We start from the raw sequence: 10,799 nt of genomic DNA on the forward strand, positions 1-10,799 counted from the left end.
TTATTATCGAGTTCGGTGACCGCCTGGACGGTCACTTCTGAGAAAAGGCATTTACACAGAATCGTGTACAGGGTCCCCCACCCACACCCCGACCTTCTCCCTCAGGGAGAGGGGGAAAAGCCGTCCCTCGCCACATTGCTTAGGGTGAGGGGCAATCACCACTCAGCGCGTAAAGAACCCTGCGCTGACCTGCTCCGGCGTGACCACGCCACTGTCGAGCACCCAACCACTGATCAATGCCGCAGGCGTCACGTCAAACGCCGGGTTATAAACCTGCGCATTTTCCGGTGCCCACTGCACGGCACCAAAGCTTCCGGCAACACCTGTGACCTCAGAAGCAGCACGCTGCTCAATTGGAATCGCTTCCCCGTTCGGACAGTTAGGATCCAGCGTAGTTTGCGGTGCCGCAACATAGAACGGAATGCCGTGAAACTTTGCCAGCACCGCCAGCGAATAGGTGCCAATTTTGTTCGCCACATCGCCATTCGCCGCAATGCGGTCCGCACCGACCCAGACGGCATCCACCTCGCCTTTCGCCATCAGACTGGCGGCCATTGAATCGGTAATCAGTTGATAAGGCACACCCAGTTCGCCCAGTTCCCAGGCCGTTAAACGCCCACCCTGCAGCAACGGACGCGTCTCATCCACCCAGACGTTCGCCACTTTGCCCTGCTCATGAGCTAGCGCGATAACCCCCAGCGCGGTGCCCACGCCTGCGGTCGCCAGGCCACCGGTATTACAGTGGGTCAACAGGCGACTGCCCGGTTTCACCAGTATGCTACCCGCCTGCGCGATGCTGTCGCACAGGGCTTTGTCTTCATCAATCAAACGCAACGCTTCCGCCGCCAGCGCCGCAACATGGTTTTCCTGCGCCAGCGCCAGCTTCATACGATCAAGGTTATTCATCAGGTTCACCGCCGTCGGGCGGGAAGCACGCAGGGTTTCCAGCGACTGTGCCAGAGATTCACGGCTTTCGCCCTTTTCTGCCAGCAGCGCCAGTAACAGGCTGGCGGAAAGGCCAATCAGCGGCGCGCCGCGTACGCGTAGCGCATGAATATGCCCCACCAACAATGCTACCGAATCCGCCGGGAGCCAGCGTTTCTCCTGCGGCAGGGCCTGCTGGTCGAGAATAAATAATTGGTTTTCGGTTACCCGCAGGCTGGTGGTCTGTAATGACTGCATAGCGTTAAATCCCTGTTGCGTTGTTGTATCGTATTGTGTCAGGATGAAGTCCGGATGTATAGACGTCTGAATGGCTTTATTAGCATAAGAACAAGAGGAAAAGGCAATGTCGCAATACCGTACCTTCAACGCCCAGGACGCCGTGGCGTACGCACAACAATTTGGTGGTCTGGACAACCCGTCCGAGCTGGTTGAAGCGCAGGAGGTGGGCGACGGTAACCTTAATCTGGTGTTCAAGATTTTTGACGCTCAGGGTGTCAGCCGCATTATCGTCAAACAAGCTCTGCCCTACGTGCGCTGTGTGGGCGAATCCTGGCCGTTGACACTGGACCGCGCCCGTCTGGAAGCTCAGACCCTGGTGGAGCATTACAAACACGCCCCGGCGCATACGGTGAATATTCTGCATTACGACCCGGAGCTGGCGGTGATGGTGATGGAAGATCTCTCTGACCATCGCATCTGGCGCGGCGAGCTGATCAAAGGCACCTACTACCCACAGGCGGCGCGCCAGCTGGGAGAATATCTGGCACAGACGCTTTTTCATACCAGCGATTTTTACCTGCATCCACACGTCAAAAAAGCGCAGGTCGCGCAGTTTGTTAACCCGGAAATGTGTGAGATCACCGAAGACCTGTTCTTTAACGATCCCTACATGGTTCACGAGCGCAACAATTACCCGGCTGCGCTGGAAGCGGATGTCGAAGCCCTGCGTCAGGATACCCAACTGAGACTGGCAGTGGCCTCCCTTAAGCACCGTTTCTTCTCGCATGCCGAAGCGCTGCTGCACGGCGATATCCACAGCGGGTCGATTTTCGTTGCCGAAGGCAGCCTGAAAGCGATCGACGCGGAATTTGGTTACTTCGGCCCGATCGGTTTTGATATCGGTACCGCTATCGGTAACCTGCTGCTGAACTACTGCGGCTTGCCGGGTCAGCTTGGCATTCGCGATGCCGCCGCCGCGCGCGAACAGCGTCTGAATGATATTCAGGAGCTGTGGGCAACCTTCGCCGGGCGCTTCCAGGCGCTGGCAACGGAGAAAGGCCGCGATGCGGCGCTCGGAGTGCCGGGCTACGTGTCGGAGTTTCTGAAAAAGGTATGGGCCGATGCGGTCGGTTTTTGTGGTACGGAGCTGATTCGCCGCTCGGTCGGGCTGTCGCACGTGGCAGACATTGACACCATCAATGATGAAGAGATGCGCCATGAGTGCCTGCGCCACGCGATTTCCCTGGGCAAGGCGCTGATTGTGATTGCGCCGCGTATTGATAGTGTTGATGAGTTGATTGCGCGAGTGCGCCAGTATAGTTGAGTGCCGTTTTTCTCCCTCTCCCTGTGGGAGAGGGCCGGGGTGAGGGCATCAGACCGCACTCATCCCAAATACTCAATCACCGACAGCCCACCGTTGTAATCCGTGCTGTAGATAATCCCCTGCGCATCCACGAACACATCACAGGACTGAATCACCTGCGGACGGCCCGGTCGCGTATCCATCATCTTCGCCGGTGCAGCAGGCACCAGTGCGCCGGTTTCCACCGGACGATACGGGTTGGAAATATCATACGCACGTACACCAGCATTCTGGTAGGTGGCGAAAATCAGCGTCGAGCTGATAAAGCTCCCCGGACGGTTTTCATGCAGGTTATGCGGCCCGAAGTGCGCCCCTTTCGCCACATAATCAATCTCATCCGGTTGCGGGAAGGTGGAAATGCTGACCGGGTTTGACGGCTCGCGAATATCGAACAGCCAAATCAGCTTCTCACCGTCTTCCTGATTATCGAGCACCGCTTCATCAAGCACCACCAGCAGATCGCGATCCGGCAACGGCAGCGCGGTGTGGGTGCCACCGCCAAACGGCGGGCTCCAGTTACGATGGCTAATCAGCTTCGGCGCGGTGCGGTCTTTCACATCCAGCAGCGTCAGGCCACCGTCACGCCAGCTACCGTAGGCAGTGTCGCCTGCAATAATCGCATGGTGCAACGCATAACGTTTGCCCGCTTCCCAGTCCGGCGTTTCGCCTGCCGCCTGGTTCATGCCTGGCAGCCACCAGCGCCCCGCCACTTCCGGCTTGCGGGGATCCGCCAGATCGATAGTCAGGAAAATATAATCGCTGAAACCGTCGATCAGCGCAGAGACATAGGCCCAGCGCCCACCCACATACCAGATACGGTGAATACCGATCCCGTTGAGTGACAGAAAGCTGATTTCGCGCGGTTTGTTCGGGGTGGAGATATCAAAAATATGCAGCCCGGCGCTCCAGCCTTTGTCCTGCACGTCGCTAACCGTGTCACCGACCGAGCGGGTGTAATAGACTTTTTCGTCAGCAAAACGGGCGTCGGCGAAGAGATCGCGGGCGTTAATGACCAGCAGGAGATCGTCATGTGCCTGTAAGTGCACATTCCAGGTGCCCGGTGGCGCCGGAACGTAGCCTGCGGGTTTGGGATTTTTCGGGTCGCGCACGTCGACGATGGAGAAGCCCTGGGAGACCATGTGGCCGATATAGGCAAATCCACGGTGGACCATCAGCTGTACGCCGTCCGGGCGTCCGCCCTGGTCGCTATGACCAATCAACCGCATGTTGCGGCTGTATTCCGGGCGTGGAAGTTCTGTTGCCATGAGTGTTCCTTTTAAGCAGGGGTGCGGTTTGTTGCCCTCACCCCGGCCCTCTCCCACGGAGAGGGAGAAAACCGTAGCCCGGATAAGGCGTTTACGCCGTCATCCGGGACAACGTCCGTTATTTCGCTTTGGCTTCCAGGGTGGCGAACCACGGCGCGATAAAGTCTTCGGTCTGGCCCCAGCCCGGGATGATCTTCGCCAGTGACGCCACGTTCACCGCACCTGGCTGTGCCGCCAGCAGTGCCTGCGGAATGGCTGCCGCTTTAAAGTCATAGGTCGCCGGGGTCGGTTCGCCAGCAATCTTGTTGGCAATCAGACGCACGTTGGTTGCGCCAATCAGCTTCGGATCCACCGCCACGCTCACTTTCCACGGGCTGTTGGATTCACGCATCAGTTGCAGATCCTGGTTGGACACGTCGATGCTGTAGAGTTTGATCTCGGTACGACCGTTCTCTTTCAGCGCTTTGTAGGCGCCCTGGCTGAAAGCATCCCAGGTACCCCAGATAGCATCAATCTGCCCTTTCGGGTATTTCGCCAGCACCGCGCCTACTTTGTTGGCGGTATCGCCCTGCACGTCAGACGAGACCGCGCCAATGGATTCCAGCTCTTTGATGCCAGGATACTCTTTCAGCAACTCAGCATAGGCAGCATGACGGCGCTCCATCGGCGGGAAACCAGCGACCCACAGTTTGATGATGTTGGCTTTACCGTTGAAATCTTTTGCCAGCGCGCCGAAGGAAAGTTTGGTCAGAGAGGCATCATCCTGCTGGGTAACGGTCACGCCCGGGATGTCACCGTTCACGGCGGTATCAAACACAGAGACTTTAATCCCGGCATCCACCGCTTTTTTGATCAGCGCCGTAGAGTACGGGTCACGGCCCTGAGACAGGATAATGCCGTCATATTTCTGGCTGATCGCCTGGTTGATAAAGTCCTGGAATTTAGCATCGTCGCCGTTGCTCAGGAAGGTGCTGACTTTAAAACCGAGTTTTTTGCCTTCCTGCAATGCACCGGAAACAAACTGGGTGGTATTGTCATCGGAACCGAGGTTACGAATCAGCGCGATACGAATCGGGCCGTTATGGCTGGCAATGGCATCCGGAACCGGTGCAGGCGTGGCCGCATAACCCGGCAGTGCGCTCAGTAAACCCAGCGTCAGTAAAGAGAGTGCTATCTTTTTCATCTGTTATCCCCTGAATAATTAACGACGCTGGAAGTAAGTCAACGCAAGGGCACCGGCCAGCACCAGCCCCTTAATAATGTCCATGGCGTAATACGGTACAGAAAGCATCACCAGGCCGTTTGACAGCACCCCGAGAATCACCGCGCCCACCAGCGTGCCGAGCGAATTCGGCTTGCCGGAACCCGCCAGCGAGAAACCAATCCACGCCGCCGCGACCGCATCCATCAGATAGCCGCCGCCCGCATTGACCTGTGAAGAACCGATGCGTGACGCCAGCAGAATGCCGCCAAGACCGGCCAGCAGTGAGGCCATCACATAGGCCGCCACTTTGTAGCGGGTGGTGCGGATGCCGGATAAACGCGCGGCCTCCGGATTACCGCCAATGGCGTACATCCGGCGTCCGTGGGTGGTCAGCGACAGCCCCAACTGCGCCAGAACGGTGACTACCAGCATGATGATGACGATGGTCGGCACCTGTCCCAGCAGGCCAAATGCCGCCGGAATGGTTCCTTGGGCCATATCGCCACTCGGCAGTACCATGTTTTCGGTGATCGAACCGCCGTAGCTGTAGGTCATCGCCACGCCCTGAATCACAAACAGACTGCCGAGGGTGGCCAGCATGTCGGGAATGCGCAGTATCACAATCAGAAAGGCGTTAAACAGACCCACCAGCGTACAGAGAGCCAGCGTCACCAGGATGGCCTCGGTGGTGCCAAAGCCGTGCCAGACGAAGAGCGAAATCACCAGCGCATTCGCCAGCGACGCGGTAGAGCCCACCGAGAGATCGAAGCCGCCGATGGTCAGCGAAATCGACACGCCGATGGCAATCACCGTCACAATGGCGATGGAACGCAAGATGTTGATGATGTTGAACGGGTCGAGGAAGTTATCGGAGGCCACGCCAAAGATGGCAACCAGCGCGACAACGGTCAGCAACATGCCCCATTTATAAAGAAAATCAAAAAATTGCTGACGGGATGACACCGCAGCCTTAACTGAAAGGGCTTTGCTCACGCTGCCGTTCCTCCGGTGGAAAAATAAAGTAATGTCTCTTCGCGGGCCTCCTCGCCCTTCACTTCTGCGACAATGCGCCCATCCCAGAGCACACAAATACGGTCACACAGGCCCACCAGTTCGGAAAACTCCCCGGAGGCATAAATCACGCCTTTCCCTTCCCGCGCCAGGCCGTCAATCAGCTGGAACAGGTCAGTTTTGGCCTTCACATCAACGCCTTTGGTCGGCTCGTCAAAAATCACCACGTTGGCATTGCCGCGCAGCCATTTGCCAATCGCCACTTTTTGCTGGTTGCCGCCGGAAAGACGACGCAGGATTTGCGCCGGGCCGGTGGTGCGCACGCCAACGCGGGCAATCACTTCCTGCGCCCAGCGCCACGCCTGGCGATGCCCAAACAGGCTCCAGCGAGAAAAGGTGTTATCAGCACTGACCGAGAGGTTCATGGCGATAGGCTCTTCAATAAAGATGCCCTCTTTGCGGCGTTCTTCCGGTACCAGCGCCATACCGCGAAAGACGGAATCGGCCGGGTCGCGCGGGCGCCACGGTTGGCTGTTAAGCTCACCGCGCGTCACCTTGCTTTTGGTCGCGCCAAACAGTGCTTTGCACAGTTCGGTTTTCCCTGCTCCCGCCAGACCGGCAATACCGAGGATCTCCCCTTTGCGCAGGCGCAGAGAGATATCTTTCAGCAGTTGTTCGTCGTGCAGACCGTCAATACTCAGCAGTACCTCATCGCTGTGCGGCGGGCGCTTCGGCGGATAGATGTCGCTGAGCTCATGCCCGAGCATTTTCTCGACGATCTGCTCGCCGCTGAGTTCCGCCATCGGGCCGGACTCAATCAGCTTGCCGTCGCGCAGCACGGTCAGTGTGTCGCAAATGGCTTTCAGTTCATGAATGCGGTGGGAGATAAACACCACGCCGATGCCCTGCTGTTGCAGGCGGCGGACCACGGTGAACAAGCGCTCACTTTCGTGTTGATCGAGCGGCGCGGTGGGTTCGTCCAGAATAAGGAAACGGCAGTGGTGCGACAACGCGCGGGCCAGCAAAATCTGCTGTTTTTCCGCCAGGCTACAGGTGTCAATTGAGCGACGAACATCCATCACCACATCCAGCTGCGCCAGCGCCTCACGTGCCCGCTTACGCACATCACCCCAGTGATACGCATGACCGGCCTCGGCAAGCTGGTCGAGCATGATGTTTTCGGCAATCGACAGCCCAGGAATCAGCGCGACGTCCACTTCCTGCTGCACCAGGTGAATGCCCAGCAGCTTCGCATCGCGCGGGGAGCGAATCGACACGACCTGGTTATTAATGGCAATTTCACCTTCATAGTGATCGTGCGTTCCGCACAGCACCGCCATAAGGGTTGATTTGCCGGCACCGTTCGCCCCGGTTAACGCATGCACCGAACCACCATTCAGAGTGAAATCAACGTGCGACAATGCGCTAAACCCGCCAAACGCAAGGCTTACAGAGCGCATTTCGAGGTGGTGAGTACTCATCCGACGCGAGTTCCTGATAATTAAGTTTATTTGATGAATTTTTCATAGGCAGCCTTGACTGGCAACGACGGAAAAGGCATAAGATAAAGCAAAATAATATTAGCCATCCGGATGTCCAGACATAACATCAGGTAGCGATAGTACACAAGGACACAACAAATGAGCAACACTAATATTCGCGTCGTCACTGGCCCGGCCAATTATTTCTCTCACGAGGGCAGTCTGGCGCACCTGCATGATTTCTATACCCAGGAGCAACTTTCCCGCGCTATCTGGATTTACGGCGAGCGCGCCATCGAAGGTGCCCGTCCTTTCCTGCCAGAAAGCTTCAACGCGCCGGGTGCCAGACACGTGTTGTTCAAAGGCCATTGCAGTGAAACGGATGTGGCAGAGCTGGCGCGTGAAGCCGGAGATGACCGTACTGTGGTGATTGGCGTGGGCGGCGGAGCGCTGCTCGATACCAGCAAAGCCCTGGCGCGCCGTCTTGGTTTGCCAGTGGTGGCAATTACGACCATTGCCGCAACCTGCGCGGCCTGGACACCGCTCTCCGTCTGGTACAACGACGCCGGTCAGGCATTGCAGTTCGAAATTTTCGATGACGCCAACTTCCTGGTGCTGGTTGAGCCGCAAATTATTCTCAACGCGCCGGCGGAATACCTACTGGCGGGGATCGGCGATACGCTGGCGAAATGGTATGAAGCGGTGGTACTGGCGCCTGAGCCAGAAAATCTGTCGCTGACCGTACGTCTGGGGATTAACAACGCGCTGGCGATTCGCGATGTGCTGCTCGACAGCAGTGAAGAAGCATTAGCAGATCAGGCGCGTGGTGAAGTGACGCAGGCGTTTCGTGATGTGGTGGATGCGATTATCGCTGGCGGCGGCATGGTCGGTGGACTCGGCGAGCGCTATACCCGTGTCGCTGCCGCGCATGCGGTGCATAACGGTTTAACCGTTCTGCCGCAGACAGAAAAATTCCTGCACGGAACGAAAGTGGCCTACGGCATTCTGGTACAAAGCGCCCTGCTCGGCCAGGATGACGTGCTCACACAGTTAGTGAACGCCTACCAGCGCTTTAACCTGCCGACCACCCTGGCCGCGCTGGATGTGGACATCAACAACCACGCAGAACTGGACCGCGTGATTGCCCATACCCTGCGCCCGGTGGAATCTATCCACTATTTACCGGGTGAACTAACGCCTGCCACCCTGCGCGCCGCGTTTGAAAAAGTTGAGCATTTCGCCCGCTAATTCAGGCGGGCCACATAATCATCGCCATACGGGCAATGCTCAATAGCGTTTCACGGCCTGCGCCATCGCGGGCCTGAATCGACATCCCCTGCTGGACGCTGATATAGAGGCGCGTCAGGGCGTCGATATCCACGGAAGCAGGTAAATCGCCCTGCTGCTGTGCCTCAAGCAGACGCGCTTTTAGCAGGTCGATACCGCTCGTACGCAGCCGCCGGACAATCTCCCCCAGACGATCGTTCCCTTCACTACCCACCGCCGAAAGCGTCACCATACAACCGTGCGGCATGTCGGTGCGCGTCAGGACTTCCGCAGAGCGCTCCAGCCACAGCCACACCGCCTGGCGCGGCGAGGGCTCTGTCGACATATGTCCCCAGATAACGGGCGCAACGGACTGCTCGTAGTGCAGCAGCACCTCTTCGTATAAATCTTCTTTACTGCCAAACGCCGCATACAAACTGGGCGATTTAATGCCCATCGCCTCGTACAAATCGTTCATGGACGTGGCGGTATACCCCTTCTGCCAGAAGATTTTCATAGCCTGATTCAGCGCTTCTGTACGGTCAAATTCGCGTGGTCTACCCCGGCTCACTGTCGCCTCCAGATATTTTGTGCTGATCGGTATATTAATACCATTGACGAATTCATGGAAGAGCGTTTACTTTAATTATGTATCAATCGACACATAAATTAACTCAGGAGTCACCATGTCATTTTCACTTGCTGGAAAACGCGCGCTGGTTACGGGCGCAAGCCGTGGTTTAGGTAAAGCCATCGCCCTGTCACTGGCACAGGCGGGTGCAGACGTTGCCATTACTTATGAAAAGTCAGCAGAGAAAGCCCAGGCCGTTGCTGATGAAATCCGTGCTCTCGGCCGCAACGGTGCGGCTATTCAGGCCGACAGCGCCAGTCCGCAGGCTATCCGTGCAGCGGTTGCGTCAGCGGTCGAACAACTGGGGGGACTGGATATTCTGGTGAACAACGCCGGGATTGCACGCGGCGGTTCGCTGGAAGAGATGTCCGAGGAGGATATCGACGCCCTGATCGACGTGAATATCCGCGGGGTCGTTTTCGCCACCCAGGCAGCGCTTGCTCATCTGCCTGACGGTGGACGCATTATCAACATCGGCAGTTGCCTGGCGAATCACGTGCCGCTGCCGGGGATTGCGGTCTACTCGATGACCAAATCCGCCCTGAACTCGTTAACCCGTGGTCTGGCGCGCGATCTTGGCCCGCGTGGCATCACCGTCAACCTGGTACATCCTGGCCCAACCGATAGCGACATGAACCCGGCCGATGGTGAAGGGGCAGAAACCCAGCGCCAGCTGATTGCCCTTGGGCATTACGGTAAGGCGGAAGATATCGCCGACGCGGTGACCTTCCTCGCCAGCCCGGCGGCAAAACACATCACCGGGACCGGGATTGACGTGGACGGCGGGGCCAACGCCTGAGATACGATAAGCCTCTGTTATTCACAGAGGCTTTTTTAAATAAAAAATAAAAAGTAACAGCGATGCAGAAAATATAAAACAGTTTAAATTCAGAATTCATTTACTAATATAATTATTTACAGACTCACGGCTACCCTTTAGCATACCTCGCTAAAATAATATCACCTCAGAAATACCGTTCGCGATGCCATAAATAATCAATACGTTATCACTAAAGACACTCAAAAAAAATTTTACTGACAGGCAGCACCTTAACACCCGCAGGCCAGGCAGGACGGCACTTATTGGGTATGTTTAATCACAACGGAGCACGTTTATGACCATTCAATTTATTAATGATGAAGAAGGCAATCCGCAATATGTTGTCATTGGATATGATGAATATACACGTATGATATCGTACGACTCGGAGGAAATGATTGAAGACGATGAAGACGATACGATTAATTATAGCTCTGACGAATATTATTATTGAACATCTTCGGTCGCCACATACGTACGCATTATTCCTGAGCCACATCATCTTTTCAGGCACGTTAACCGCGAATTCAGATAATAAGTGCAACGCTCGGACATGATTGTGGAGAGTGTAGGAGGAAGGGTTAACTACCGATA

10 protein-coding genes are annotated in these 10,799 nt (G+C 56.4%); 4 read left to right on the forward strand and 6 right to left on the reverse strand.

Features of this window, described 5'->3' with window-relative positions; genetic code table 11:
* Nucleotides 1–162: 162 nt before the first annotated feature.
* Nucleotides 163–1,182: an S-methyl-5-thioribose-1-phosphate isomerase gene (mtnA, locus tag ACSZPU_RS19460; protein WP_499002170.1), complete on the reverse strand. Its 1,020-nt coding sequence runs from the start codon at nucleotides 1,180–1,182 to the stop codon at nucleotides 163–165.
* Between the two features lie 106 nt (nucleotides 1,183–1,288).
* Between mtnA and mtnK the strand changes: the two genes are divergently transcribed.
* Nucleotides 1,289–2,488: an S-methyl-5-thioribose kinase gene (gene mtnK, locus ACSZPU_RS19465; RefSeq protein ID WP_499002173.1), complete on the forward strand. Its 1,200-nt coding sequence runs from the start codon at nucleotides 1,289–1,291 to the stop codon at nucleotides 2,486–2,488.
* A 59-nt stretch (nucleotides 2,489–2,547) separates the two neighbouring features.
* Here the strand turns inward: mtnK and ACSZPU_RS19470 are convergent, their stop codons facing one another.
* From ACSZPU_RS19470 to ACSZPU_RS19485, 4 genes are all read right to left on the reverse strand, one after another.
* Nucleotides 2,548–3,792, reverse strand: a complete 1,245-nt coding sequence (locus tag ACSZPU_RS19470; protein ID WP_499002175.1) for an LVIVD repeat-containing protein — start codon at nucleotides 3,790–3,792, stop codon at nucleotides 2,548–2,550.
* 118 nt (nucleotides 3,793–3,910) lie between these two features.
* Complete coding sequence (locus tag ACSZPU_RS19475) at nucleotides 3,911–4,975, reverse strand: sugar ABC transporter substrate-binding protein (protein ID WP_499002178.1); 1,065 nt, start codon at nucleotides 4,973–4,975, stop codon at nucleotides 3,911–3,913.
* 18 nt (nucleotides 4,976–4,993) lie between these two features.
* On the reverse strand, nucleotides 4,994–5,989 hold the full coding sequence (locus ACSZPU_RS19480; RefSeq protein WP_499002180.1) for an ABC transporter permease: 996 nt from the start codon (nucleotides 5,987–5,989) through the stop codon (nucleotides 4,994–4,996).
* Nucleotides 5,986–7,488: a sugar ABC transporter ATP-binding protein gene (locus ACSZPU_RS19485; RefSeq protein WP_499002184.1), complete on the reverse strand. Its 1,503-nt coding sequence runs from the start codon at nucleotides 7,486–7,488 to the stop codon at nucleotides 5,986–5,988. The genes ACSZPU_RS19480 and ACSZPU_RS19485 overlap by 4 nt, the downstream gene beginning before the upstream one ends.
* A 159-nt stretch (nucleotides 7,489–7,647) precedes the next feature.
* Here ACSZPU_RS19485 and ACSZPU_RS19490 point away from each other — a divergent pair, with 159 nt between their 5' ends.
* A complete protein-coding gene (locus ACSZPU_RS19490; protein WP_499002186.1) occupies nucleotides 7,648–8,736 on the forward strand; it encodes an oxidoreductase in 1,089 nt (362 codons plus the stop codon).
* Between the two features lies 1 nt (nucleotide 8,737).
* On the opposite strand, the gene ACSZPU_RS19495 is transcribed toward ACSZPU_RS19490, so the two are convergent.
* Nucleotides 8,738–9,325: a TetR/AcrR family transcriptional regulator gene (locus tag ACSZPU_RS19495; RefSeq protein ID WP_499002188.1), complete on the reverse strand. Its 588-nt coding sequence runs from the start codon at nucleotides 9,323–9,325 to the stop codon at nucleotides 8,738–8,740.
* Nucleotides 9,326–9,440: 115 nt separating this feature from the next.
* Here ACSZPU_RS19495 and ACSZPU_RS19500 point away from each other — a divergent pair, with 115 nt between their 5' ends.
* Entirely contained in the window at nucleotides 9,441–10,184 is a 744-nt protein-coding gene (locus ACSZPU_RS19500; protein ID WP_499002189.1) for an SDR family NAD(P)-dependent oxidoreductase, read from the forward strand.
* 316 nt (nucleotides 10,185–10,500) lie between these two features.
* Nucleotides 10,501–10,659 carry a hypothetical protein gene (locus ACSZPU_RS19505; protein WP_499002191.1) on the forward strand — a complete coding sequence of 53 codons (159 nt, stop codon included), beginning with the start codon at nucleotides 10,501–10,503 and terminating at the stop codon, nucleotides 10,657–10,659.
* Nucleotides 10,660–10,799 lie beyond the last annotated feature (140 nt).

Origin of the sequence: Phytobacter sp. V69, assembly GCF_965644215.1 — a bacterium.
In the GTDB taxonomy this organism is placed as follows: domain Bacteria; phylum Pseudomonadota; class Gammaproteobacteria; order Enterobacterales; family Enterobacteriaceae; genus Phytobacter.

Coding starts and splice junctions, on each gene's coding strand:
- ACSZPU_RS19475 (WP_499002178.1), bottom strand. CDS start 4,975: ATGAAAAAGATAGCACTCTCTTTACTGACGCTGGGTTTACTGAGCGCA.
- ACSZPU_RS19470 (WP_499002175.1), bottom strand. CDS start 3,792: ATGGCAACAGAACTTCCACGCCCGGAATACAGCCGCAACATGCGGTTG.
- ACSZPU_RS19490 (WP_499002186.1), top strand. CDS start 7,648: ATGAGCAACACTAATATTCGCGTCGTCACTGGCCCGGCCAATTATTTC.
- ACSZPU_RS19505 (WP_499002191.1), top strand. CDS start 10,501: ATGACCATTCAATTTATTAATGATGAAGAAGGCAATCCGCAATATGTT.
- mtnA (WP_499002170.1), bottom strand. CDS start 1,182: ATGCAGTCATTACAGACCACCAGCCTGCGGGTAACCGAAAACCAATTA.
- mtnK (WP_499002173.1), top strand. CDS start 1,289: ATGTCGCAATACCGTACCTTCAACGCCCAGGACGCCGTGGCGTACGCA.
- ACSZPU_RS19500 (WP_499002189.1), top strand. CDS start 9,441: ATGTCATTTTCACTTGCTGGAAAACGCGCGCTGGTTACGGGCGCAAGC.
- ACSZPU_RS19485 (WP_499002184.1), bottom strand. CDS start 7,488: ATGAGTACTCACCACCTCGAAATGCGCTCTGTAAGCCTTGCGTTTGGC.